This is a genomic window from Mesorhizobium sp. L-2-11 (assembly GCF_016756595.1).
Classification (GTDB): Bacteria; Pseudomonadota; Alphaproteobacteria; order Rhizobiales; family Rhizobiaceae; genus Mesorhizobium.
Genome location: NZ_AP023257.1, coordinates 3,408,797 through 3,435,095, shown reverse-complemented (window position 1 = coordinate 3,435,095; position 26,299 = coordinate 3,408,797). Strand labels below are relative to the sequence as shown.

Sequence of the window (26,299 nt, the reverse complement as noted above, 5' to 3'; positions counted from 1 at the left end):
CGGTTTGGTGCAACGCAACTATAAGCGCTCACATCTGAGCGCGCCCATCGTCTAGCGGTCAGGACACCGCCCTTTCACGGCGGTAACAGGGGTTCGATTCCCCTTGGGCGTACCAGTAAAATCCAAGCAAAACCAGCTACTTGCCTCACCGGCAGGATTCGTGAGAGCTGGCCGGGTTAATTCTGGGCTAGTATGGACCGCTGTCGCCGGTGCCGCACTCGATTCGGCCGAAGGAGTGTCGACAAGCCCAAATCTCTTCTTTGTTGGCGAAACCACCTGCCGAACAAGTTCGGGTCGGCCGAGGCGGCCAGGATGCTCAGGGGGTCGGTGTTCATCGGCCACCCCGCTCATGTAATGGTCGAGGGTCGAGGTGATATCTCGCGACCGGCGCTGGAGGCCGGTCATGTCGAGCAGCCGGCGCAGCGTGTTGGCGCCGCGCTGGTACATGTCGAGGTTGGGGTGCGAGATGTGGTCTGGCGCGGCGGTGGCGAACCGGCGCTCCAGCTTCTCCATCTCGATGGCCAGCACCGATATGCGGCGGACGCCGCTCTTCTCGGCCTCGCTGCATGCGTCGGCATCGCCAAGGTCGGAGATGTGCAGTGCCATGACCTCGCGCACTCGTCGCGCCCAGTAGGTTCGGCCGTCGAGTCCGGGGAGCAGGTTGCGTCCGTTGGTGACTCGGGTGCGCTCGTTCGGCACCGGCATGACGACCGACGAGGGTAGATCGTCCCTCATGGCAGCGCATCCGGCTTTGCGGCCCCATCGATCTCGCTCTCCAGCGTAGCCTCTTCGAAGCCGATGATGCCCGCCTTCTGACATCGCAAAGGCGCTTCGGCTGCCACGGGTGAACCTGCTCATTTCCGATAACGTCGGCCTCGGCAAGACGGTGGAAGCAGGACTCGTCCTGCGTGAAATGCTGCTTCGCCGTCGCGTCGATTACGTCGTCGATTCCAGCCCGGCGGCGATGACGGCGCAGTGGCAGGCCGAGCTGGCGCAGAAGTTCGGTCTTGGGTTCACCATCATAGATCGCGACTACCTGGCCACCGTCGCCGCAACTACGGCTCGCAGGTGGGCCGCAAATATCTCGGGATTGTCGGTTCCGCCAGAACGGTAATTCTGATATCAGAGTTTTTATGCCAAAGCAACAAACCGTGATATCAAAGAAACGGCGCGGCCCGGCTCCTTCTGGAAAGGGCGCGCCAATTATGGTCCGCTTGCAACCTGACTTGCTCGCTGGCGTCGATCAATTCGTCGCCGAGCATGACGTTTCGCGACCTGAAGCCGTTCGATTGATTATTCGTGACTGGCTGAGCAAACACCAGGTGCTGAAGGCTGAGTGAAACCGCCGGCGCTGTTAAAGCCCGATTCTCGTCAAGCACTCCCTCCAGGGAGCCGGCTTGCGCCGCATCGATTCGGCCCGCGTTGGGCGGTAAACGCCTGTTTTTCGAAGTAGATCAAACTGCCTGCTTCCCCTCCTGCCACATTGAATCCAGGTCGAACAATTGTCGTGAACGCTGGCCGACTTCCCGCTATTTCCATTCAAACCTGTCGGTCGGCTCAAGGCCGGATTGAAATTCGTGGCGAAGGGCCGCCAGAGCTGCCGTTTTCCCATTCAGGTAGGCATCGAAGAACGACACTGCTCCGTCTTGCACAAGGCGAGTGTAGCGGGTCTCCTCCTCGGGGCCGTGGGCGTGTGGTCCGTGCTTCAGGCCGGAAAACGCATTGTGCTCAGCACCGTCGAGAACGAGCAGATATTGATGAGGGATGGTCAGCGCTTCGTAAGGAAGGGTCCGCTGAATCGGATCGAATTCCTTGTTGCCGGGCACCGCATTGCCATCTTTCGTGCCGGTGATGTGAAACAGCGGGATATCGATATCGCGGTATAGGGCGGCCAACTCACCGCCTTGGATGGGTATGTTCGGGCTCATCACCAGGCCAGCGCGAATGCCTGGCTCCTTGAACGACCACTGGCCGCCCGGACCCATTCTCTGCCCTGCTGCAACCATCGTCGAGACGCCTCCATACGAGTGTCCGGCCATGCCGATGCGTGTCAAATCCAGGCGGCCGGCGAGCCGCCCCTCGCCGTTCATGCGCGCAAGCTGGCGCAGGGCAAAGGGCACGTCCTGAAAGCGCGCGCGCGCAGCATTGGCGTCCCACATGGCTTCACGAAGAATGCGGTAGACTTCCGCAAGAGAGTTTGCCTGCTGCCAGATCGAACTGTCCGTCCCGCTATGCTGCAGGTGCACCGCCACGTAACCGCTTTGCGCCAGGCGCCGCCCGAGGTAAGGCATCGCCTCGCGCGATCCGCCGATGCCATGCGACACAAGGATCAACGGGCAAGCGCCAGATAGGGCAGCGGGGGCATAAAGCCGGTACGGCACCGAACGGCTGCGCGATTCATCGCGAAAGGCGCCATCAATGACAGTATATCCCGAAGGTTTATCATCCACGGTTTCGTTCATCCGCCAGCCTCGCAGGAATGTATGCCCGGTTCCTTGACCCACTGGGCCGAAAGCATTAAGGCAATTACAGGTAGAAGCCACATCCAAGACATCTATTGCCCGTAAGGTTCGTGCTATGGTGGTGTTTGAAACAAGCGCTCACTATTACCGCTTCTTTGCCAACGAGTCTCGTCGTGGCGGTTCTCCCCTCTATGAAAAGCTGTCGCTTGGGATCGCGGACGATGTCGCGCTGCAGCGCCTGGCGGCAGGGCGCAGGAAGGGTCAGCCGGCGGCGAACCTTGTCTTCGGCGCGGTACAGTATCTCCTGCTTGGGGGCGTCGACCATCCGCTCAAGGAGTATTATCCGAGTCTGGGCGGAACGCGGCCGGCCGACGATCGCGCATTCGAACTTTTCGCGGCTTTTTGCGGTGCCCACGAAGCCGAACTCGTCGACATCATCGCCAAGCGCGCCACCAACACCAACGAGGCTGGCCGCAGCGCGCTGCTGCTGCCCGCATTCGCTCTTGTTGCGCGCGAAGCGGCCGCTCCCCTTGGCCTCGTCGAGATCGGATCCAGCGCCGGCCTGAACCTGAACTTCGACAGGTATGGATATCGATACACGGACGGAAAAGGCGCTCCGAAGCTGGAGCGGTGGACCGATGCGGATTTTGTCCTTTCCTGCATCCTTGAAGGGCCCGGCGTGCCTGTATTGGGGACGTTCCCGCCTCCCATAGCATCGAGGATCGGCCTCGAACTTTATCCGACCGATGTTCGGGATGAGAATGAACGCCGGTGGCTCAAGGCGCTTGTCTGGCCCGAGCGCATTGACCGGCTTACAAAACTGGATGGCGCCTTGAAGGTCGCCGCCGCGCATCCGCCCCGGATCAGAGGCGGCGACGCCGTGTTGAATCTGAGCTCTGCGCTGGCCGAGATTCCGCCTTATCAAGCCCGGTGCGTGTATCACACGATAATGGGCTATCAGCTTTCTGGCGATCAACACCGACGCATAAACGATATCCTGTTAGAGGCGAGCAAGACGGCGCCGGTCTGGCGCGTCACCGTGGAAGGCGAGGTCGCACACCCCAACCCCACTGAGACGTTCAATCCTCTCAAGGTCAGCAGATACTTCGATGGCGATCGCAAGGTAAAAACGCTCGCGGTCTGCGATCCGCACGGACTATCGATGGAGTGGAAAGGCTAGCAGGTCGACGGGTTTTACCCAGCCATTCCCGTCTTTGACCAAATCCATGTAGCAAAAGCATGCCCTCGAGCCTGACGCTGGGCCTGACCCGAGGGTGCGCAGCGGTCTTGCGACGTGCATGAAACACGACTTTAAGCGCGTCGCATGAATCCATTCAGACGCGATGCGCTTTACTCCAGGATGTCCACATCATCGGCGATGGACAAACGATCGCGCGGCAGAGGCACGCGCAACTGGTTGCGATTGATTAAGGCCTTGGCAAAGTCCGGTTTGAGCGTCAGCGCCTCGTCAAAGCTGGCGAGCGCTTCATCAATGCGCCCCAACGCCCGCAGCGTAACCCCCCGATTGTTCATGGCCTGCACGAAATCGGGTTTCACCGCGATGGCTTTCTCGTAGCAGGCGAGAGCCTCGTCATACCGTTTCAGGCCGCGCAAGGCATGCCCCCTGTTGTTATAGGCGGCTGCGGCTTTCGGATTGATCTCAGTGGCACGAGCCAGGTAGGTGTCAGCTGCCTGATACTGACCGGCCTGAAGACATAGAACGCCCAACATGTAATTAGCGCCGTAATGCCGGGGATTTGCAGCGAGTACCTCCAGATAAATCCTCCGGGCATCCAAATATTGCTTGCCTCGATGGCGTTGCAGCGCACTCGCAAATTGCTCCTCAATATGCCTAGCCGCCACAACCTCGTTCAGCAGCCGGCGCGCCTCCAGATTGCTCGGTTCAGTTTCGAGCACCTGCCTGCAACCGCGTTCCGCGAGATGGAGCTTCCCCTCCTGACGCAGCTTTCGCACCGACGACATCACTGAGGGAAGGCTTCTTCGATCCAGCCTGTTTCTGCGGCTGTTGGTGGGGTCGATCCGGACACCCTCTACAAGCCGCTCCTTCGATCCGAAACTGTACTTGTAGGAAAAATCTCCAGTGCCAAGGTCGTAAGTCCTGAGGCCGTTTTGAATTGCCCAACGGATGCTGTAGGCGTGAAGCACCAGGCCCGGAGGAGGCTTGCGAATTGCGAGATTGCGGCTGACGAGGAAACAGACGAGCGAACGCTTTGACTTGTCGATAAACGCAATGTGTACTCCTAATGGAGTATCGCCTTTCCACAACACGGGCGCGAACAGTACACTCGCCTTGTGGCATTCAAGTAACATATAGCGGCAGTTGGCAATAATACCCTGAGCATAGACACGGCTCTTGGCCTCCCACTGCGTAAGCCAAAGTTGAAAGAAGACCTCCAGGTCGCTTTGGATTGTCTCAAAGTCCGCCAAACTTATCCGGTATTCTCCGCCATTTTCGACCTGACGAAGAAAATGGCGGACATCACGACGGGTTTTCGGGCCAAGGTTGCCGTCCAGGAATTCGTCCCAATCGGCTGGCAAATCGACATACATATAGATGTCGTGATTTATATTTTCGCCTGTCCGGGTCGTGTGGCGACGTCGTTCGATCTTTTCTTTGACAAAATCGTTGTCGGAAAAGCTTCCGAGCAGCATTTGACGGCGCCTGGCCGATATCGAAATGTCGTCGCAGTGCAGTGCTCTCCAATTCAGCGCCTGCAGGCGATCGGCGAACGCCGAAATGACTTGCTCTTCGAATTCGGGCACGCAGATGAAGCCCGTATAGGTGGCAAAATACGAGCCGGCCATCCTTATGCTGCTATAAAAAACCCCCGTCTGCTCATCAAGCCCGGTGACGAGTTGTAGAGGGAAGAAGGCGACATACTCGTTTGTTGCGGGAGACGGCCGCGCAGCCAAGATCACCCAACCTGGGCGTCGCAGCCAATTCGACATCCATGGCCAGGACAGGAAAAAGTTTGCCTCCGGATCGGAGTCATATATCCGGTCCCAATTCTCTCTCAGCGGCTCCAACGCTGCGAATTTGTCAACCATATCGATTTGCATGCGCTGACCATCACTGAAGTGCCTTATCGAGCGTTTTGCGGTTATCTTTGCCGCTTTCTCTGACGCCTGAGACTGTGCGTCAAAACATGTCCCACCAGTTCTTCATATTTGATCCCATGCAGGGCGGCCGAACGATAGACCGCCGAGGCCGGCGCCATGTTGCAGGCGATGTTCACTTCGATGAAAACGGTCCGCCGAGTGTCGGGATCATAACGGAAGTCGAAGCGGGCATAGTCGAATGGCGACATCTCGGCCACCAATCGCGCGGTTGCCTGCGAAACCTCCTCGGCTCCCGGTCCGTCGTAAGGAGCGGACTTGTAGGAACTGTTGAGCCCCCGCTTTGCTTCATTGGTCAGAACATTGTCGCCGGGGCGGCCGCGCTCCTCGAAGACAGCCAATGAACCCGGGGGGAAGCCCTCGACAATTGGAACCGTCAGATTGAGGCCCGGCACAAACTCTTCTGCAATGAATTCACGGCCGCCGTGACGCGGATCCGAGATGGTTGCCAGCGCATCCCGCCAATCCGCTTCATTCTCGACCTTTACAATTGCATCGGAAGCGATACCCCCTCGCGGCTTGACAATCCACGAACCGGGCAGGCTGAACTTGTCATTGCTGATCTCACCTGGCTGCATGATCCTGTGCTTCGCGACATCGAGCCCCAGGGAAGCAGCCAACTGCTTGGCCAATACCTTGTCTTCCGAGACCGCCCGACTTGACGCCGATGCGCCGAGACACGGGACGCCACGATAGGCCGCGATTGCCGGCGCCAGGAGCTCGTGACCATCGAATATCGCATGAGAGTGAATGGCATAGAGGAAATCGAAGTCGAGAGGCCCGAACAGCACCTCGTGCTCGCTCGCAGGCGTGACCCTGAAGCCCAGCCCCCGCAGCGTTTCGAGCATGATGGCATGGTAGACGACGTGGTAGCCGTACTTGGCCCTGCGCTCCGGGCTGGAGTCGAGCGCATGACGCGCCAAAAACAGCACATGGGTTTGCGCCAGCTCTTCCGGCGATGGGGTCAACAAATATTCCAACGTCGGCATTTATGAGCCTGATGTGTTCAAAACGCTTTGCCATGCTTGCATCATGGCTCGAGCCGGTCAAGCAGAACCACGAGCAATATCCTGGGCGGCGTTGAAGGTCGAAATGGTACAGATCCAGACTGGGATGCTGGCCGCACTGCCCGGTAAAGACACGCCCTGAGCAGTTCGGGCTCGCGGTCGTCCCTTGACGGGAGTCAAGGCCACGGCTCGAATGTAGAAGCCTGCTTGCTTCCGAGAAAATTCCCAAGGGCCTGGATAGCGTCTATCGTATGCTGGGCATTGTCTATGCGAGCCCACCTATTTTTCTCTGCATTTGTCCTGATGGCTCCTCGGTACACATAGAAAGGAAGCGAAGACTCAGCCAGTTTTTCTCTATACTGCAACGACGCGATGTTTTTCAGCGAGATCGTAATAGCGTCAAGGTATCGCCCTGCTCTCACCTCCTCCCCTGTCCGCTGCGCCACCTCGAATGCATAAGCAAGCCCCTCGGTGTAAACTCCGTCCGAGGACGCGTGTGGGAGGCCGTACTGAGGGGTTGCTGGATTGAAGAATCGTCCAATCCTGTGTGACCGGTCCTGAAGTTCAAGCAATTTGTCGTTCAGAGTAAACACAGCCTCGGCGAATTTATCGGCTTTCGTTAACGCAAATAGATGCCGATATGCGATGGTGTGCCAAGGGACGTATGCCGGATAAAAGTTATCGGCGATCTTGCGGACATATTCCTCTAAATAGAATTCTGCACTGCGCGCCGCTTCTTCGAAATACCGGGTTAATCCAGTCCGGAAATAATATTCAAGCAAAGCTACTAATGCTTCCCCCGAGTAAAATGTTAAGAGGTATTTCGCGTCGAAAGAATAATTCGGCTCCTTTAGCCAAGGTCGAAAGGACCCGTCTGCATTCTGGAGCGCAAGGATGCCATCCGCGGCTGCATTCGCCTTTAACTGGAACTGTTCAAAGTGAGGACTTGCCGAGAATGTGCGAAGCAGCATCGCATTCGCCCCGAGCTTTGACTTGCCATCATATTCAATGTAACCAATACCACCCTCCTCCCTATACCAGATATTCATGATGAACGACAAATTCCGGCGATGAACAGGGCGAAGCGAGAGATCTTTGACGCTCATTTCCGCTAACGTGCGCGATGACATAAGCTGTCTTAGTTCATTGTTTTTTTCAGATCTCTCGCCGGTATAGGGATTGATACTGTAGGTAAACAGGCCCTTTTTTCCAATATTGCGGATTATCCAGGCTTCCGCCAAATCTCGGATCCTTGCCACCTCCTCCGGCAGCGTCTCGATCGTCGGTCGTTCGGGAGACCGTTCGGGCCGATGAAAGTTCTTCTTCGGCATGAGGCGTTTGGAGGTTTGAATCCGGTGGGCGGACATGGTTTCGCCGAGATTGATCGAGTTCTTGGCTGCTCTTCAACTGCCGACTGTAACGGCACGATCCATGCGGCGGCAACGGCCTCGGCTGCAGGGCCGGGCTCCAAATGAGCGTAGAGAGCCGTGAAGATCCTGGTTTGTCGCTGCAATTGAAGGGCCGGTGTGCGACGATGCCCGGCACGGGTGAGGATAGTTTCGCGGCCGATAGTCCACCCTCGCGCCGGCCCTCCTGTTCAGTATTCCAAGCGGAAGGTGAGCGTCTTTAGACGCTCACCTTCACGATTATCGAGCGAAATATCTGGTGGGTCGTTAGCCGCCGCTGCCGCCGCTGCCGCCACTGCCGCCGCCACCGCCGCTGCCGCCACTGCCGCCACTGCCGCCGCTGCCGCCACTGCCGCCGCTGCCGCCGCTGCCGCCGCTGCCGCCGCTGCCACCGGTGCCGCCGCCGCCGCCGCCACCACCGCCGCCGCCGCCGCCACCGCCACCGCCGTCGCCATCGCCGTCACCGTCGCCATCGCCGTCACCGTCGCCATCGCCATCACCGTCACCATCGCCGTCGCCGTCGCCGTCGCCGTCACCATCACCGTCGCCATCACCATCGCCGCCATCGTTCAAGACGGCGGCAATAAGGGCCGTGGTAATCGGCGGGCACATATCGATTTGCTCGGCGGAGAGAATGCTGGTGCGGTTGGCTGCAATACAGCAAACCGCGAAATTGGCTTCAGTGAGAGGTTGGCACTGTGCAGCCGCAAGCCGCGGACGCGGACTCTGCTGTGCAGTTGCCGGTGTGATCATTGCCACCGTGAAGGCAGCGGATGAAAGGAGTAGTATTCTTAGAATCGTGCTCGAGACGTCAGGGTACAGGTGCATTTTCTTCCTCCTTTGAGGGAAAAAAGGCGCTCCCGTCCCCTTTGGTTGCGCGAAGGGTCAATGTTACCGACCATCGGTAACACTTTATTAAGTATGGCAAACAATTTGTTCCCGTGCAATCGCGATTCTCAGGGTTGATTTACCATACCTCTTCAGGATTATGGCGATCCACCAAAGGGGACACTTAGTGATTCGTTCAGCGGCGCTTCTCGCGGCGGCCATTTTGCTGGCCGGCTGCAACAATCAAACCACCGGAACAGCAACGAAGATGGCCACGCAAGGCTACGCCTTTGCACCGGCCGCCTTCTACAAATTCTGCGCCAGCGATCCGGCGCTCTGCAGCACTCGCGGCAAGGTCAAAGCGGTCGACCTCACGCCGAGTCTGGAAGCGGAACTTGCGAGCGTGAACATTTCGGTCAATCGCCGCATCAGGGAGAGAGGCGACAGATCCTCCGCAGGCCAAGCCGACGTTTGGGGCTTGCCGACCGCCGAAGGCGACTGCGAGGATTTCGCCATCCTCAAGAAAGCCGAGTTGCTGAAACGCGGCTGGCCGGCATCCGCCCTGTTGCTGACCGTTGCGACACTTGGCGGCGCCGGTCATACGGTCCTGACGGTGCGGACCAGCAAGGGCGATCTGGTGCTGGATAACAGGACGGGCGCGATCAGGAATTGGTCACGGACGTCTTACCGTTATTTTGCTCGGCAGTCCCAGTCCGAAAACGGTAAGTGGACGCGGATAAGAACCTGACACCCGTGCCTTGATCGCCCAGCGGCGATTTCGCCGCAGCGCAAAACCATCTTCCCTTCCATCTGACGTCCTCAGCCCGACGGTTGGCCGCGACCGTCACCGGCTCTGCGCGATAATGCGTCCAGACAGCGGCGGCCCAGCGCCGATCGCGACCTACGTCGACCTCGATGCGCGCCGCACAGGGCAAGCGTTCAATGCGGAAAGGAATTGTTTTCGACGACCCGCCAAATATCCTTGTTGATTGCGCTGATCGCCTGGATGGAGGCGCTGATCCGCTTCATCTCGGAATCGTCGAGCTCTTCGATCTTCCCATATTTGATTGCATCCTTGCTGTCGAAGATGCGCATCAATTGCGTGCTCGCGTGCGTTCCCGTCTCGTCGAACGAATAGATGCAGTGGCTGTATTTGTTGCGCAGCTTTCCCTGCCGGGTAAGCTGGCTGGCAATCTCCAGAACCTGGCGTCGGCATTCAACCGGTGTTCCCGCCATCTTCGCCAACCGCTCGACTAACTCGATCCGTGCACGCGTGGTGTTCAGCGTCAGGAAAATGACGATCGCCGTCTCCTTGTCTACTTTCGCCAGACCGGCAATCAGGTAGATCAGCAAGCTCTCTGTGTTGGTCCATGTGTAGTTCAATTGACCAACAAGCAGTAAAATCTCCTGGAAGCGTGGCATCGACCTGCTCACGTGAGAGTTGAGATCACCGGGCGATCCGCACTGGGAACCATTCCAGCGGCCGCAACCCGTCGGGCATGAAAAAGGGCTGCGGCTTCAGTCCTGTTGTGGGCGCCCAGCTTGTTGATGACGTTGTGCATGTGAATTTTGACGGTGTGTTCGGAAAGGCGAAGTGCGGCGGCTATGGTTTTGTTCTGCAGTCCCTGCGACGCCATCTCCAGGATCTGAATCTCCCGACATGTCAGTTGGCCAGACTCCTCGAGTGCGGCTTGCCGTTTGATGGCGGGCTTCAGTTCCTTCGCGTCGCTATGGGGCATGCCGTTATTCAGGTACGGCTGAAACATGGCCAAGGGGAAATATTCGCCTCCGCGCAGCATGAGCCTGATCACGGAAAGCCAAACATCCAGCTTCAGGTTCATGGGAAGCACGCCGCGCAGCACTCGCGACGCAAAGACCTCATCGGGGGAAAGCCGCCTCCTGCCATCGTCCTGCATCACAGCGGTCATGGCCGCGGGGTGGAAGCGAGCCAGCTGGGCGGAACAGGAATCGATCTCGCTTAGAAACACAGCATCGATCAGAATGAGGGAAACTGGAGAATCGAACGCAGTCCAGGTGGCGGACAGGTCGCGAACGCGCTCAGCCCCGATCCACGGGAATTCCCTTTCGACGGCATGCACCAGGCTATCGGAGATCGTGTCGTCAGGGGCGATGAACAGCAAGGTTCGTCGGGCCCAGGATTCTCTTTCGGCTGTATCGGGTCGAACTCGTCCGCTCGCCCCTACCCCATCCACCCCATTCATGGCCCACCCCGCTACTAACACTCGCTAAAGGCCGGGAACCCCTAACCCGGACGACACACGTTAACGACTTCCTAACTCAAAAATAGGCAAAAAAATATAGTCCTGACGAGCTAGGCATTGCCTGGGCAACCCTGTGCCGGCAGCGGCGCGGCGCACAACTATCCGCCATTCACGATTGCCAAGGACCTGATCTTCCGTCCAGGATTTACCCCTTCATGGCGAGCAGATCGACCCAAACGGGCTAGCTCCAACTATCAGCTTACAATTTACGGCTGACGGTCCCAGACTTCCAATGTTCCGTATTGGGAGTTTGGGGGACATCCAGAGATTCACGAGAGCAGCGAGCGACCGCACCGTTGGGCGGCGCAAGCGACAACTCGTGCGCAATCTGGATGCCTCGCTCCCCGTCAAAGGGAGGTAACGCCGTACAAACAGACGATGACCGGATCTCCGGCCTTAGTCCCCTAGGCGCAGGCGATCCAAAACCAACCACATGAAAACTTAACGGCCGCGAGCAGCCCAAGACCACGTCAGAGTGAATGTGGTTCGGTTGTCGCGGCCCCTAACCAAGGGAACGACAATGACTACTCGCAACAGCAACAACTCCAACACCGGTTGGCAGTTCATCGGCGATGTCTCCGATGACGACACCACAATCGATATCGGAGATGGCGACGCCAAGAGCGACGCCAGCGCCGACGCCAAGAGCGACGCCAGCGCCGACGCCAAATCCGATGCCGATGCCAAATCCGCCGCTGACTCCAAGAGCGACGCTGACGCCACTGGTGTCGGCGTAGGCGTAGGTGTGGGTGTCGGAGCTGGCATCGGCATTGGCGACGCCACGGCCAATTCGACCAGCAACAACACCAACAACAACAACAACAGCAATACGAGCAGCAACACCAATAACAACAACAGCAACAACAACAACTCGAACACCAACACCAACAACGTTAACACCAATGTTAACGCCAGTGTTAGCGCCCACGCGTCGTCAGATGGAAAGTCGGACGACGACTTCGCTGACCTCGACGACGTGAATGTCGGCCTTGGCGGCGTCATGATGTTCAGCCGCGACGGCGACATCAGCTTCGATCCGGGCGATGACATCAGCTTCTCGGACGTCCTGAACGGCGCGTTTGCCGGGGCTGGCAATGGCCACAGCGCCACCATCATCAACCAGACCGGCGACATGAAGGACAACGACTATCTCGGCAGCGCGACGGTCAAGAATGATGGCTACTTCGGCAACAAGGGCGACGCCAAGGGTGGCTACGCCAAGTCCGATGAAGGCATTGATGCCGGCGGCGACGGCGGCCATGCCGGCGATTCGGTCGCTTTGGGCGGCTTCGGCGCCAAGGGCGGCGATGCCTATACCGGCAGCGCCAAGGGCGGCGACGCCAAGGGCGGCGGCGTGGCCGTGAGCGTGCCGATTGTCGTCGGCTCCGCGGACGCCAAGTCCGACGGCGGCAACGCCTATGGCGGCGACGCCGTGCCGATCGCGGCTAGCGGCGACGCCAAGGGCGGCGACGCGACCGGCGTGGCAGTCGGCGCAGGCCTCGGCGGTGACGGCAAGGGCGGCTATGGCGACAGCGGCGACGCCAAGGGCGGCTACAGCGGCGACGCCAAGGGCGGCGATGGCGGCGACGGCGTCGGGCTCGGCCTGGGCCTCGGCCTCGGCGTCGGCGTCGGCGGCGACTCCAAGGCCGACGGCGGCGATGCGGACGCCAAGGGCGGCGACGCTGGCGCGATTGGCTTTGCCGACGCCAAGGGCGGCGACGGCGGCAACGGCGGCAATGGCGGACGCGGCGGCGACTCGACCGCGGTGCCTGTCGCCCTGGCGCTGATGGACGATGCCGAGGCTGGCAGCGACAACGATCCCTGGGGTGGCAACAAGAGCAATGACAACGTCGCGGTAGCTATCCCGATCGCCGCGAATGGCGACACCGATGCCGGTAACACCGGTGGCGGCGGCGGCGGTGGCGGCGGCGGCGGCGGCGGCGGCGCGAATGCCGGCAACTTCGCCGATGTCGATGGCGGCGCTGCAAGCTCGACTGGCGGCGGCGCAGGCTCGACCGGCGGCGCTGGCTCCGGCACTGGCACTGGCTCTGGCTCTGGCTCTGGCGTCGGCGGCGCCGGCGGCAGCGGCACCAGTGGCGCGGGTGGGGCTGGCACGAGCGGCGACGCAACCGGCGGAGCCGGCAGCGGCGGAGCCGGCAGCGGCTTGGCGAGCAACATCAACACCGGTGGCGCAGCCACCAGTGGTGCGGCCACGGCCGGCGATGCTACCGGCGGCGATGCGACCGGCGGCGCTTCGACGGCGACCGGTGGAACGGGCGCGGTTGCTCTCAGCGGCGCCTGGGCTGACGGAGCGGACGGCGGCTATGCCTGGAGCGGCGACGCCACGGGCGGCGCTGGCGGCAACGGCGGCGCAGCGACTGCGACCGGCGGCGCGGCTGGCGATGGCGGCGGCGGCGGCAGCTGGGGGTCGAATATCGGCCACGACCAGCACATTGAAGCCATAAGCCAGGCCAACGCCAATGGCACCATCGACATGAACGGCTTCAACCAGCAGATCGTCATGGGCGCCAACCTGCAAGGCCACTCGGTCGACATGACTGTGGTGGGCGGCAACCTCTCCAGCTCGGTGGTTGGCGAAGACGACGCGGCATAACTGGCATGGCAGGTCTCGCAACGGCGAGATCTGCAAAAAAGAGGCTGCGCGGGGGAAAACCCCGCGCAGTCTTTCGAACCAGAGAAGAGAAGCGCGACCCGGCAAGGGCGCGGATGATCTCGAAAACCGGAGGAAACTTCCGTGTATATGGACAAGATCACCGAGGCGATCAGCCACTTTGTGGGACTCTTTGAAATCACGCTGGAGCAAGCCCGTCTCAGGAAAGCCTATGACGAATTCAAGGCGGCCCAGGCGGTCGAGGAAGAAACGCCGGAGCTTGCCAGTCAAACGGTCAACGTCGACGCAGGATACGATCTGGAGGATTTCGTTCCCTCCATCGAGTATTCGCCAGTTGCACCGAAACTTGTCCTGACGACACCCTGGTCGGATTTCCAATTCGTTCCTCCAGACATCCCCGCGATCCCGCAGCCGGACGTAGCCTATCCAGGTTACCTGTTCCACCCGGACGCGCCGCCGATGGGGAGCGCGCCTTCGCGCCTGATCCTGCCGCAGATCGAGCCCCCTGGCTCGGTGGCGGTCCTTATCAATCAGGAGCTTCAGCTCTCCGACAACGACTATACAGGCGCTGGCGGACATGGCCTGAAATTCACGCCCGCAGCAGCGAACCATGCTGCCGAAATGGCGACCTTGCTGGACGCGGCGGCGGATCTGTCTCCCATCGACGATCTGGACATGCCGGGTTCGTCCGAGGAGATAGTGGCTGTCATCAAGACAGCCGGCGAACGGCTCAACGGCTATCCGGAGGAAACGGATGGCGAGGCCGAGGTTTTCGTCGTCAAGGCTGACGTCATCGAAGGCACTTACGTCAATGGGCAATCCGTCGACGAGGCGCCCAAGCTCGACGATCACCTCCCGGAGCAGCACCGTCGAGCCGATGAGGAGGAGGACGAGGAAGAAGAGCCCGAGCAACCCTCCTACACGCCTGGGTCCGGCAGCATCAACATCGATGTTTCGGTCGAGCTGGAAGCCGGCGGCAATCTCCTCGTCAACAGCGTGGCGATGGCCAACAATTGGCTGCAGTCGCCGGTTTGCGCGGTGATGGGCGACCATGTCGAGCTCAACGCAATCATTCAGATCAATGTCGCGTGCGACAGCGACCTCGTCAGTTCCTCCATCAACGGTTGGGGCCTGAACGCCACCGATCCGACCCAAGGCTTCAATATCGCGATGTTCAAGCGCATCGATCCGTCGGCGGACGCTGCGGCGTCGCAGGCCAAGCAGGGTGACTTTCCCAAGCACTGGGTCGTCACTGAGGTCGAAGGCGACCTGCTCATCATGAACTGGATCCAGCAATACGCCTTCATGATGGACAATGACGTTTCCGTCCTGTCGTCATCGGGAGTCAAGACGCTGGTGACAGCCGGCGCCAACACGGCGGCTAACGAGATTTCGCTGGACGAACTGGGCTTCAATTACGACCTGATCGTCGTCGGCGGAAATATATATGACGCCAACATCATCCACCAGCTGAACGTGCTCCTGGACAACGACCTGATCGGCGCGGTCGATGGTTTCCAGACAACCGGCGAAGGCGCGGCCTCCACCAGCGACAATCTGCTTTGGAACCAGGCCAACATCGTCAATTACGGCGCCGGCGATCGCTTCGAGGCGATGTCTGAAGCTTATCGCAAGGCGTGTGAAAGCCTACAGAACGGCAAGGGTGACCTTTCCGACATATTGAACGATGGCCCATTCGCGGGCATCGGGGCGGTTCGGGTGCTCTACATCTCCGGCGACATCCTCAATCTGCAATACGTCAAACAGACCACCATTCTTGGTGACAGCGATCAGGTGGCGCTCGCCATGAATGCGCTGGGGCATCCGGAGGCGGACTGGACAATTTCGACGGGAACCAACTCACTGGTCAATTATGCCTACATTGCCGACGTGGATTCCACTGGCAAGACCTATGTCGGCGGCGGCATCTATTCGGACGAGATCCTCATCCAGGCGGAGCTGATTTCCACCGGCCCCGATCTTGGCGGCCAGAATCCCGACGTGCTGGTGAATGAAGCGGTCGCTTTCCTCGATGACGACATGCTGGCGCCGGAAACCTCTCAAAACGTGGCGTATCCTTCGCTCGTGCCTGAGCAGACCTATTCCGATCCGATGCAAAGCGTTCTCGCGTGATTTTCGAACCGGGGTGGCAGCAATGACCGAAGATCACGATCAAACCGGGCGCGCTTTCGCCCAGGAACCAGAATGGGATCGGCCCGATGACGGCGGCGAAGCAGTCGCGCGAAGCGAGGCGTCGATCGAGGCCGCCGAGCCGATCTCACAGTCTTTGTTTCGTGAGAGCAAGGCGGTCGATCGTTCGGTGGAAGAACTGGACGATGTCGTTGCCGAATTGCGGCGCCTGGTGGACGCCCGGCCAGCCGAAGCGCCACCATCGCTTCGCGACGCGAGGCCAGCCAAGCTCACCGAACAAGCCAAGGTCACCGAACTGGTCAGGATCACCAAAGAAGCGCGCCCTTCCACCGCGCCTTTACTTGGTGACAGCCGCGCTCAGCAACGCGAGGTGCAACCACCCTCCCCGCAAGCAAAAGCGCCTTCGGCTCCGCCGCCGGCCACGCCCACGGCTCCAGCCGCAGACAGCATTGGAAAGCCCGACCCCATCCGGCCAATGAGCCCTCGGATCTCCGAGCCGGCCCAGCGTGCCGTGTCCCCCAAGGAAGAACCCGCGCGCAGGCCCGAGCCGGAAATATTGGAACGGAAGACGCCGAGCGCACTGCAGGACGCGCCCGCCAAGCGGGACCAGCCGAGCGCGCGAGGAGGCGAGCCGCCCACTCAGGAGATCCGGCCACTGAGCCCTCGGATGCCCGAGCCGGCCCAGCGCGCCGTATCACCAAAGGAAGAACCGGCGCGCAAGCCCGCGCCGGAAGTACTGGAACGGAAGGCGCCGAACGCGCCGAAGGACGCGCCCGGCAAGCAGGACCAGCCGAGCGCGCGAGTAGAGCCGCCCACGCAGGAGATGAAGAACAAGCCGGTTCTGCCCGGCGTGACAATCGAGGGCGACCGCGGCCCCTTGCTTGCCCGGGAAGTGCCTGGCGGAGGCGGTCCAACCGGAACCGGCAAGGGCGGCGGCGGTGGCGGCGGCAATGGCGGCGGCGGCGCGTTCCACAAGCGTCTCGGCCCAGTCGATCTCTCGGCAAGCCTTACGGCCGGCCTTCGCGCGGTCAAGAAGAACCTCATCGCGGTGATGATCTTCACGATCGCGACCAACGTGCTGGTGCTTGCGATACCTGTCTACCTCTTCCAGATTTCGGATCGCGTCCTGACGAGCCGCTCGGTCGACACCCTGGTGATGCTGACGGTCGTAATTGTCGGCGCGGTCATCCTGCAGTCTATATTTGACGCCATCCGGCGCTTCATCCTCATGCGCACAGCGGTCGAGGTCGCCGCCCAATTGGGGGGACCAATCCTCAGCGCAGCCGCCAGGGCTTCACTGCACAGCAACGGGCGCGAATATCAGACGCTGGGGGATCTTCAGCAGCTGCGTACGTTCCTGGTGTCCGGCACGTTGCTGTCTCTTCTCGACGCGCCGATGGCCCCGTTGTTCATGCTGGCGATATTCCTGATCCACCCCGACCTCGGCTTTATCGTCGTGGCGACGGCGCTGCTGCTGCTGGCCATCACGCTCGCCAACCAGCGCGCAACCGCCAAGCCGTTCGGCGAGGCCAACACAAGCCAAACCAAAGCCAACCTCCACGTCGATTCGATGTCGCGCAACTCGCAGATCATCAACGCGCTGGCGATGATCCCGGAAGCCGTGTGGATCTGGGGCAAGGATACCGGCAACTCGCTCAAATGGCAGGTCATAGCTCAGGACCGAAACATAGCCTTTGCTTCTCTTTCCAAGGGCGTCCGGCTGCTGACCCAAGTCATCATGCTTGGCTGGGGCGCCTATCTGGCCATCGAAGGCACGGTCACGGGCGGCATGGTCATCGCCGCGTCTATCATTGCCGGTCGCGCACTTGGCCCGATCGAGGGTGCGATTGAAGGGTGGAACCAGGTTGTGCAGTCACGCGCCGCCTTTGGCCGCATCAGTGCGCTGCTGAAGGAATCCCCGCTGAACTTCGAACGCCTGAAGCTGCCGCGTCCGGAAGGGCGTCTCGATGTCGAGCGGCTGCTGTTCGTGCCGCAAGGAACCAAACGTGTCGTGCTCAATGGCATCGGCTTTGGCCTGGAGGCCGGAGACTCGCTTGCGATCATCGGCAATTCGGGCGCCGGTAAAACGACCCTGGGCAAAATGCTCGTCGGCTCGATCCTTCCAACTTCGGGAAGTGTGCGGCTCGACCTGATGGACCTGCGGAACTGGGATCAGCGGCAATTTGGTGAAAGCATCGGCTATCTTCCCCAGGACGTGCAGCTTTTCCCGGGGTCTATCAAGGCGAACATCGCCAGAATGCGCGAGGACGTCGATGATGGCGCAATTTACGAAGCCGCCAAGCTGGCCGACGTTCACGAACTGATCGCCTCGCTTCCGCATGGCTACGAAACCTTCGTCGCCGCCGATGGCGCGCCGCTTTCTGGCGGGCAGAAGCAGCGGATAGCTTTGGCGCGCGCCTTTTTCGGCAGCCCGAAATTGGTGGTCCTCGATGAGCCGAATTCAAACCTCGACACCACTGGCGAGTTGGCTTTGTCGCGTGCTCTACAGCAAGCCAAAGAGCAAAAGATCACGATGGTGACGATCACGCAGCGGCCTGCTTTGCTGCAGACCGTGGATAAGATCCTGGTGCTCGTCAACGGCACCGTGGCTCTTTTCGGGATGCGGCAGGACGTGCTCCAGGCTTTGGCGGCGCGCGGCATGAGCCTCGATGGCGGCCATTTTGGCAATATTCAGGTCAAATGAGAGAGATCTGCCGTGAAGGAAATAGCCAAGATCGAAGACGCTCAATGGTATGGCGCCGTTCCGCGTTCCATTTGGAAGCAGACGACCGCTGGATTGCTGCTGATGGCCGTCACCTTCGGCGGATTTGGCACCTGGGCATTCACTGCACCCCTCGCAGCCGCGATTATCGCGCAAGGGAGCTTCGTGGCCACTGGTCAGAACAAGATCATCCAGCACCTGGAAGGGGGTATCATCAAGCAGCTTCTGGTTAGCGAAGGCGACCATGTCGAGACCAATCAGCCCTTGGTGCTGCTCGACGAAACGGCGGCGCGGGCAAAGGAACGGCAGTTGTTCTTCCGACAGGCGCGGCTTGAAGCGATCGTGGCGCGCTTGACCGCCGAGGTGGATGGGGCGGAGACTATACAGTTCCCGGCGATAATAACTGAAAATCGCGACGACCCGGAAATTGCTTCAATCGTCCATAGCCAGCGCCTCAACTTCGAGGGCTCGCGCACCAAGTTAAGCAGTGAGATCCGATTGCTCGACCAGAACATCGGCGCCCTGAAGTTCCGGGCGGGCGGTTATGAGCAGTTGCTGAAAGCGGTTACGATACAGCTCGGTCTTCTACGCGAGGAATACAACGGCAAGAAGACCCTGCTCGACCAAGGGTTGATCCGCGCGACCGAAATCAAGGCGATTCAGCGCGCGATAGCAGATGCCGAAGGGCAGATGGGGCGGCTCTCGGCCGAGATATCCGAGACCGGCGCCCAGGTCGTCAAGCACGAACAGGAGATGCGGCAGACAGAAAACGCCTACCGCCAGGCGGCGCTCGACGAGCTCGAGGGCGTTGAAGCCGAACTGGACAGCATCCGCGAACAGTCCCGCGAGGCGCAAAACGTGCTGCGCCGGGCGACGATCAACGCGCCGGTTTCGGGCACTGTCGTGCGGTTGTTCTACCACACGTCCGGCGGCGTGATCGAGAGCGGCAAGAGCATCATGGAGATCTTGCCGGCGAATGTGCCGCTTATCATAGAAGCGCAGGTGCCTCGCACCGAGATCGACAATGTGAAGGTCGGACAAAAGGCGACGGTACGGCTGGTCGCGCTCAACGCGCGCACGACGCCGGTTCTGAACGGCGAAGTTTACTACGTCTCGGCCGACGCGCTCCCCGACGCCTCCGGTCCGACCGCAAAGGAGGTTTATCTGGCGCGCGTCAAGCTGCCAGTCAGCGAACTGGCGCGCGTGCCTGGATTTGCTCCGACGCCTGGCATGCCTGCCGAAATTCTCATCCAGACGGCGGAGCGGACCTTTTTCAACTACCTGTCCAAGCCGATCAAGGACAGCATGGCCAGGGCATTTATGGAACGCTGATCGTAGGCGGGGGGTAATATGCAGATCGACGTCTTAACACGCCCGGAAGAACTGAAGGGGCTTCGCGACAACTGGGACGACCTCTACGCCAGGGATCCCGACGCGCATTTCTTCGTGTCGTGGGATTTTCTGTCCCACTATCTTCGACGCTTCGATGGTGAATGGTTCATTTTGGCGGCGCGCAGGGGGCCGCCGGGCTCTCCCTATGTCGCGCTTCTGCCGCTCCGGCTGCGCACCAGGATGAGGAAGAATACCGGCGAAATCTACCATGAAGTATATATGGGGGGAAACCACGCAGCCGATTATACCGGCATCCTCTGCGCGCCGGAATACGCCTACCGGGCAATCGCGGTTTTCGCCAAGCATCTGAAGACGATGCATTGGGCCAGCCTGCATTTGGAAAACCTGCGGATGTCGGAACGCAGGATAGGCTGGCTGATGGAGCAGCTTTCCGACAATCGGCTGACGATGCGTCGGATGAAGCGCGTCAACCAGGTTGACAATGTTGACAACTGCATATGCCCGGCGATCGACCTCCCGTCCTCATGGGAAGATTATCTTCTGCACAATCTCAGCGCCAACACCCGCCAAAAGATGCGGAGATTTCTCCGCAAGCTGGAGAACTCTGACGAGTTTCGCATAACGCATGCCGACGCCTCGACCATCGAGCGCGATATCGAAATCCTGCTCGAGTTCTGGCGCATCAAGTGGACGCCGCGGAAGGGGAACCTCGTTCCCGGCCTGGTCAAGAGCAACCGACTGCTGTTCAGAAAGGCTTTCGAAAACGGCACGCTGTTTATGCCGGTGCTTTGGCACGGCGACCGGCCTTTGAGCGCTCTCGCGATCTTCCTCGATCCGGTCAAGAAGAGCATGCTGTTCCACATGGTCGGGCGTGACGAGACGGCCGACATGCTCCCGTCGGGCCTGGTCCTGCATGGTTATTGCATTCGCCGCGCGATCGAGAACGGTTTCCGGACATACGATTTCCTGCGCGGCAACGAACCTTACAAATATTCCTTCGGCACCCACGACACCATCCTCAATTGCACACAGGTGCGAACCAAAACCGGCCGGAACCTTGGCGACCGGCTGGAAAGGCGATCCTTGGTCGGCGCGTTGCAGGAGGCGGACCGCCTCCACAAGAAGGGTTGGATCATCCAGGCTGAGAACGTCTATCGCCAGATCCTGAACACCGAGCCGACGCATGATCAGGCTCTATACGGCCTCGGTCACGTTTTGGGTACGAAGGGCGATCACCGCCAGGCTGCGGAATGCTTCGGCGCGCTTGCGGCCAAGTCGCCGCAATCCGTAAACGCTTGGCTTTGCCTGGGCATTGCGCAGCAGTCGCTAAACGACCACTCCGCAGCCATCGAGTCGTTTGGGCGAGCCACGGACCTCGATCCAGGCCTCAACCTGGCGCGTTATGCCCTGGGCCGCAGCCTTCTCGTCCTGCAGCGGACGGATGAGGCGGCCCAGGCTTTCACGCTGGTCCTTGAGAATGGATCGCCCGCGCCGGCGGAAACCGCCCTGCGCGCAAAGGCCCGGCGACAATTGCAGCAGTTGAGGACAGCCAAGCCGCTCTACATTCTAAAGAAACCGGAGCGCGAGAAGCCCGTCATCCAGCCGTCGTTGCCGCTGGGGCTGACGAACCTGCTCAAGGTACCGCGGCCGGCAACCGCGAGCCGCTCCACCTCTTCTGTGGCTTGACGAGGGCTTCGTTGTCTGCCTGCCGCCGCAAGTCGCTCAAACGACTCGTGCCGCTTCGTCATCGCGCCGATTGAGGCCAGCGTTGTAGCGCAGCACGGCCAACGTCGGTAAGCGCATAAACGCCGCGCTCGGCCCTGGCGAACCAGCCATAGACATTGTGAAGCAGGATGTTGGCGGCGCGTGGCGAAATGGTTTTCAGGTCGCGCGGGCGTTTTGGCCCGTCGACCATGGCAGCGGCGCAAGCAAGCGCGTCCTGCCGGTAAGCGGTCATGATCGGCGTACGCGAGCCGCCGCCGACCACGGGGTCGCCGCGCCGGCGCCGATGCTCGTCCACCAGGCGCGATCTCCGCCTCGGGTCTCGCCGGGGCGGCAAGGCGGCCGGACTGAGCAGCAATTCGACGTTGCCGGCGGAGCCAACCCCGAGCAGGCCGAAGCCGAGCCGCCTGCACAGCGCACGGAACCGGCGATCATGCTCGCGGCCTTTGCCTCGACTTGACATCCTCGCCGCGAGCCAGACCTCATCGCATGACGCAGCACGGTCAACACCTTGAAGGATGAGCTCGAGGTTGAACTGCAGCTTCAATTCGCAGATGACGAGCACGGGCGGCTCGCCGTCACGCAGTCCCACGACGTCGCAGCCGCCAACTTCGCCTTTGACAGTGAAGTCCAGACTCTCAAGAAACCGCTTCACCGGGATGTAAAGAGACGTTTCCTGCATGCGCGACGCATAGCCGATTCGTGGCTGGCTGGCACAGCATCACCGACAGGCTTTGCCACCGATGGCAGATTTGTCACTCGTGAACACATCAAGCAATTTTCTGGGACTTGCCCGCTCGGCCGTTAAGCCCTAAGCCCCCTCGCCTCGCCTCCGCGCTTGCGCGGAACCATCATATCCCTGGCCAGCAGGCGGCTCACCCGGCAGAATGCCATGAACGCCCGGCAAGCCTCCTCGGTCTCGACCAGGTCGACGGTGGCGCCGAAGCAGGCGTTGAACGCAGCCTGATAGAGCGCGCCCTGGCGGCGAGCCGGCCAGCCTTGCAGGAAATCCAGCGCCTGTTCGACGCTGTAGATTTCCTCGACCGGCAGGCCAGGCGCGATCGTGATGCGCACCGGCACCTCGAATTGCAATCTGTCCATTCCTGTCTCTCCAGTACGCATTCCCGCAGCAACGCCGCTCGTCGCAAGAAGTTGCTTTGACCGGCTTCTCGCCCAGGTCCCACATCTTGTTGAGAAATATGTCGTCAGTGCGGACGAACCGCTCGGCATGGGCCGGACACGCACAAGATGGAAGCCGCAAAGCGTGAATATCACCGGCTTGAGCCCGGTCGCCGGCAGTTCGTCCTTGAACCTGGCGCCGTCCGGTGCCAAATCTGGGAGACTTTTTCTAACGGGCTCATCAGAAGCCCTTTCATCCGGCAAGACAGACACAATGGTCACCTATCTCGACGCCGCCACGGCACCGCTCAGAAACACCGGCCAGATCCGCCTCTATGGCGAAGAAGGCTTTGCCGGCATGCGCAAGGCCTGCGATCTCACCGCGCGCTGCCTCGACGAACTGGTGCCTATAGTGGCGCCGGGCGTCACCACCGAAACCATCGACCGCTTCGTCTTCGAGTTCGGCATGGATCACGGCGCACTGCCGGCGACGCTCAACTATCGCGGCTACACCAAGTCGTCCTGCACCTCGATCAACCACGTCGTCTGCCATGGCATCCCTGACGGCAAGCCGTTGAGGGATGGCGACATCGTCAACATCGATGTCACTTACATCCTCGATGGCTGGCATGGCGATTCCTCGCGCATGTATCCGGTGGGCACGATCAAGCGCGCCGCCGAGCGCCTGCTCGAGGTCACGCATGAATGCCTGATGCGCGGCATCGCCGCGATCAGGCCCGGCGCCCGCACCGGCGCCATCGGCGCCGCCATCCAGACCTATGCCGAAGCCGAGCGCTGCTCGGTGGTGCGCGATTTCTGTGGCCACGGCGTCGGCCAGCTCTTTCACGACGCGCCCAACATCCTGCACTATGGCAGCGCCAGCGAGGGCGTCGAGATGCGGCCGGGCATGATCTTCACCGTCGAACCGATGATCAATCTCGGTCGGCCGCACGTAAAAGTGCTGTCGGATGGCTGGACGGCGGTGACCCGCGACCGCTCGCTGTCGGCGCAGTACGAGCACACGATCGGCGTCACCGAGACCGGATGCGAGATTTTCACGCTGTCGCCAAAAAACCTCGACCGCCCCGGCCTGCCGGCATAGTGTTTGTGCGAGGGCCGGATCTTTCCGGTCAAGAAAATACGGGCGGCTTATGGGGACAACCAGCGACGACGACGAGCGGGGGTTCTTTCCCGAAAGACCGGTGCAATCGCTCGCGAAAGCCAAATCGGACGAAAAGCCGCACTATCTCGGTCATCGCGACCGATTACGCGAACGGTTTGCGGCCGCGGGTTCCGACGCCCTCCCCGATTACGAATTGCTGGAGCTCTTGCTGTTTCGCCTGATCCCCCGCGCCGACACCAAGCCCCTCGCCAAGGCATTGCTGGCACGCTTCGGCACGCTGGCGGAGGTGCTTGGCGCGCCCGTCGCACGGCTCGAGGAAGTCAGAGGTATCGGTCCGACGGTGGCGCTCGAGCTGAAGATCGTTGCCGCCACGGCGCAACGCGCGGCGCGTAGCGAGATCAAGGGCCGCGAGGTCCTGTCGTCCTGGACGCAGGTTCTCGGATACTGCCGGTCGGTCATGGCCTTCGAGGAGCGCGAGCAATTCCGTATCCTGTTTCTCGACAAGAAGAACGCGCTGATCGCCGACGAGGTGCAGCAGGTCGGCACCGTCGACCACACGCCGGTCTATCCGCGCGAAGTGGTCAAGCGCGCGCTCGAACTCTCCGCCACGGCGATCATACTGGCGCACAACCATCCGTCAGGCGACCCGACGCCGTCGCGCGCCGACATCGAAATGACCAAGCTGGTCATCGAGACGGCCAAACCGCTCGGCATCGCCGTCCACGATCACATCATCATCGGCAAGAAGGGTCATGCCAGCATGAAGGGCCTCTTGCTGATCTGACGCCCTGTTTGGACAAGCAGCGGCCCGAAAGCGTCCCGTCTCGTGTCATGACACGCCAGGCAGCGACGAACGTGCCGCGACAGCGCGGCCTCCGACCGCGATGGCGAGCGCGACGACGATCAGTATTGCCGCGACCGCAAACGTGATCCGCATACCGGTGGCGACAGTGTCGGGCTGCGCCGTTGCGATGTCGATGGCCTCTGAGGCGAATGCGAACACAGCGCCCATGACGGATGCGCCGGTGATGAGCCCGAGATTGCGCGACAAATTGAGCAAGCTGGAAATGACGCCGCGCTGGTCAGGGCTGATCTCTGACATGACAGCGGTGTTGTTTGCGGTTTGGAACAGCGCATAGCCAGATGTGATGACGGCGATCGGGGCGATGTAGCCAGGGATGCCTGACATTGCCGGCATCACGGATAGGATGAAGCAACCGGCGGCTATCGCCAAAAGCCCAATGATGGTCATGCGCCCGGCGCCAAAACGGTCGGCTAAGCGACCAGCCGGCACACCGGACAGCGCCGCGACCAGCGGTCCGACAGACATGACGATGCCAACAACAGCCGCATCGAGCCCGAGCGCACGAGACAGATAGAACGGCCCGACCACCAGTGTCGCCATCATCACCGTCGCAACGAGCGCGCTCGTGGCGAGGCTCGCACTCAGCATCGTATTGCCGAACGCGGCCAATCGGATCAAAGGCGACGCCACTCTCGCCTCGACAAGCACAAAAAAGCCGGCCGCCAGGACTGCAGCCACCAACAGCGCCAGGTTGAGCGGACCAAAATTGCCGCGCCCGATCGTCATCGCGAGCGCATAGGCACCAAGCGTCAGGGCAAGCAGCAGCGTGCCGACAACGTCGAAGCCGGCCCGATCCGTCTTCGGCTCCCGGCGATCAGCCGGCAAATGGCGATAGGCGAGACCAAATGCCAGCAAGCCCAGTGGCACGTTGACGAGGAAGATCGCCCGCCAACCGGCTCCGGCAATCAGCAGACCGCCGAGCGAGGGTCCGAGCGCGGTGCCGATCGCCGACATCGTGCCGAGCAGCCCCATGGCGCTGCCGGTCCTTGCCTTCGGTACCGACTCACCGACAAAAGCCATGGTCAGGGTCATCATGATGGCCGCCGCCAAGCCCTGAGCCGCCCGGGCTGCAATCAGCAGCCAGAGCGTCGGCGCGACGCCACACAGGACCGAGGCCACCGTAAACAGGAACAGCCCGGCCAGCAGCAGCCGCCGGCGACCGGTGATGTCGGCCAGTCGCCCGACGCTGACGATCAGGATGGTGATGGCGAGGAGGTAAGCCAGCACGATCCACTGGACCTCCTGGAACGATGCGTCGAACGCCTGGGTCAACGTTGGCAACGCGACATTGGCGATGCTGATGCCGAGCGAGGACAGCAACATCGACAGCGCAAGGCTGGCGAGCGCCCACCGAACCGAAGCTGCCCGTTCTGGATTTCCGGCGACCGCCCGTCCTGCATCGATTGGCTTCAACACGAACTCCCGTTTTCTGGCCGACTCCCCCACACGGAGCTGGCAGACAGGTAGTCCTTTGCTTGATAGGGCGGTA

General features: G+C 60.9%; 21 protein-coding genes and 1 tRNA gene. 12 read left to right on the top strand and 10 right to left on the bottom strand.

All coding sequences use genetic code 11. From position 1 onward, the window contains the following. Positions 1–40 precede the first annotated feature (40 nt). From JG739_RS16445 to JG739_RS16435, 3 genes are all read left to right on the top strand, one after another. A tRNA-Glu gene (locus tag JG739_RS16445) sits at positions 41–115 on the top strand. Positions 116–844: 729 nt separating this feature from the next. Further along, complete coding sequence (locus tag JG739_RS16440) at positions 845–1,114, top strand: hypothetical protein (RefSeq protein ID WP_202362514.1); 270 nt, start codon at positions 845–847, stop codon at positions 1,112–1,114. A gap of 19 nt (positions 1,115–1,133) precedes the next feature. After that, the gene (locus JG739_RS16435) at positions 1,134–1,340 is read left to right on the top strand and encodes a ribbon-helix-helix domain-containing protein (RefSeq protein WP_202362513.1); all 207 of its coding nucleotides are present in this window, start codon (positions 1,134–1,136) and stop codon (positions 1,338–1,340) included. Positions 1,341–1,529: 189 nt separating this feature from the next. Here the strand turns inward: JG739_RS16435 and JG739_RS16430 are convergent, their stop codons facing one another. Beyond that, entirely contained in the window at positions 1,530–2,462 is a 933-nt protein-coding gene (locus JG739_RS16430) for an alpha/beta hydrolase family protein (protein ID WP_202362512.1), read from the bottom strand. 115 nt (positions 2,463–2,577) lie between these two features. Here JG739_RS16430 and JG739_RS16425 point away from each other — a divergent pair, with 115 nt between their 5' ends. Next, the gene (locus tag JG739_RS16425) at positions 2,578–3,642 is read left to right on the top strand and encodes a DUF2332 domain-containing protein (protein ID WP_202362511.1); all 1,065 of its coding nucleotides are present in this window, start codon (positions 2,578–2,580) and stop codon (positions 3,640–3,642) included. Between the two features lie 170 nt (positions 3,643–3,812). Here the strand turns inward: JG739_RS16425 and JG739_RS16420 are convergent, their stop codons facing one another. The 4 genes from JG739_RS16420 to JG739_RS16405 form a co-directional block, all read right to left on the bottom strand. Continuing rightward, positions 3,813–5,543, bottom strand: a complete 1,731-nt coding sequence (locus JG739_RS16420; RefSeq protein WP_202362510.1) for a GNAT family N-acetyltransferase — start codon at positions 5,541–5,543, stop codon at positions 3,813–3,815. A gap of 41 nt (positions 5,544–5,584) precedes the next feature. Next, complete coding sequence (locus JG739_RS16415) at positions 5,585–6,589, bottom strand: hypothetical protein (protein ID WP_202362509.1); 1,005 nt, start codon at positions 6,587–6,589, stop codon at positions 5,585–5,587. Positions 6,590–6,783: 194 nt separating this feature from the next. Then, positions 6,784–7,974 (bottom strand): hypothetical protein, encoded by a 1,191-nt coding sequence (locus JG739_RS16410; RefSeq protein WP_202362508.1) that lies wholly within the window; start codon positions 7,972–7,974, stop codon positions 6,784–6,786. Positions 7,975–8,204: 230 nt separating this feature from the next. Next, positions 8,205–8,564 (bottom strand): hypothetical protein, encoded by a 360-nt coding sequence (locus JG739_RS16405; RefSeq protein ID WP_202362507.1) that lies wholly within the window; start codon positions 8,562–8,564, stop codon positions 8,205–8,207. Positions 8,565–8,998: 434 nt separating this feature from the next. Between JG739_RS16405 and JG739_RS16400 the strand changes: the two genes are divergently transcribed. Then, positions 8,999–9,589, top strand: coding sequence for a transglutaminase-like cysteine peptidase (locus JG739_RS16400; protein ID WP_370464312.1), 591 nt, complete (start codon positions 8,999–9,001; stop codon positions 9,587–9,589). 191 nt (positions 9,590–9,780) lie between these two features. On the opposite strand, the gene JG739_RS16395 is transcribed toward JG739_RS16400, so the two are convergent. Both JG739_RS16395 and JG739_RS16390 read right to left on the bottom strand, forming a co-directional pair. Further along, positions 9,781–10,263, bottom strand: coding sequence for a hypothetical protein (locus JG739_RS16395; RefSeq protein WP_202362506.1), 483 nt, complete (start codon positions 10,261–10,263; stop codon positions 9,781–9,783). 8 nt (positions 10,264–10,271) lie between these two features. Beyond that, the gene (locus JG739_RS16390; RefSeq protein ID WP_244749453.1) at positions 10,272–10,982 is read right to left on the bottom strand and encodes a helix-turn-helix transcriptional regulator; all 711 of its coding nucleotides are present in this window, start codon (positions 10,980–10,982) and stop codon (positions 10,272–10,274) included. A gap of 661 nt (positions 10,983–11,643) precedes the next feature. Between JG739_RS16390 and JG739_RS16385 the strand changes: the two genes are divergently transcribed. The 5 genes from JG739_RS16385 to JG739_RS16365 all read left to right on the top strand — a co-directional run bounded on the left by JG739_RS16385 (position 11,644) and on the right by JG739_RS16365 (position 21,667). Further along, positions 11,644–13,737 (top strand): hypothetical protein, encoded by a 2,094-nt coding sequence (locus JG739_RS16385; RefSeq protein ID WP_202362504.1) that lies wholly within the window; start codon positions 11,644–11,646, stop codon positions 13,735–13,737. A 147-nt stretch (positions 13,738–13,884) separates the two neighbouring features. Further along, complete coding sequence (locus tag JG739_RS16380) at positions 13,885–15,888, top strand: type I secretion protein (RefSeq protein WP_446720565.1); 2,004 nt, start codon at positions 13,885–13,887, stop codon at positions 15,886–15,888. Between the two features lie 22 nt (positions 15,889–15,910). Then, a complete protein-coding gene (locus JG739_RS16375) occupies positions 15,911–18,610 on the top strand; it encodes a type I secretion system permease/ATPase (RefSeq protein WP_202362502.1) in 2,700 nt (899 codons plus the stop codon). Positions 18,611–18,622: 12 nt separating this feature from the next. Then, complete coding sequence (locus tag JG739_RS16370; RefSeq protein ID WP_202362501.1) at positions 18,623–19,960, top strand: HlyD family type I secretion periplasmic adaptor subunit; 1,338 nt, start codon at positions 18,623–18,625, stop codon at positions 19,958–19,960. An 18-nt stretch (positions 19,961–19,978) separates the two neighbouring features. After that, on the top strand, positions 19,979–21,667 hold the full coding sequence (locus tag JG739_RS16365) for a GNAT family N-acetyltransferase (RefSeq protein WP_202362500.1): 1,689 nt from the start codon (positions 19,979–19,981) through the stop codon (positions 21,665–21,667). 58 nt (positions 21,668–21,725) lie between these two features. On the opposite strand, the gene JG739_RS16360 is transcribed toward JG739_RS16365, so the two are convergent. Next, complete coding sequence (locus JG739_RS16360; protein WP_202362499.1) at positions 21,726–22,385, bottom strand: DUF2161 domain-containing phosphodiesterase; 660 nt, start codon at positions 22,383–22,385, stop codon at positions 21,726–21,728. 122 nt (positions 22,386–22,507) lie between these two features. After that, a complete protein-coding gene (locus JG739_RS16355; RefSeq protein ID WP_202362498.1) occupies positions 22,508–22,804 on the bottom strand; it encodes a DUF982 domain-containing protein in 297 nt (98 codons plus the stop codon). 292 nt (positions 22,805–23,096) lie between these two features. Here JG739_RS16355 and map point away from each other — a divergent pair, with 292 nt between their 5' ends. Both map and radC read left to right on the top strand, forming a co-directional pair. Further along, positions 23,097–23,924, top strand: coding sequence for a type I methionyl aminopeptidase (gene map, locus JG739_RS16350; RefSeq protein WP_202362497.1), 828 nt, complete (start codon positions 23,097–23,099; stop codon positions 23,922–23,924). 49 nt (positions 23,925–23,973) lie between these two features. Then, on the top strand, positions 23,974–24,729 hold the full coding sequence (gene radC, locus JG739_RS16345; protein ID WP_202362496.1) for a RadC family protein: 756 nt from the start codon (positions 23,974–23,976) through the stop codon (positions 24,727–24,729). 45 nt (positions 24,730–24,774) lie between these two features. Here radC and JG739_RS16340 read toward each other — a convergent pair whose 3' ends face one another. After that, entirely contained in the window at positions 24,775–26,223 is a 1,449-nt protein-coding gene (locus JG739_RS16340; protein WP_202362495.1) for an MFS transporter, read from the bottom strand. Positions 26,224–26,299: the final 76 nt, after the last annotated feature.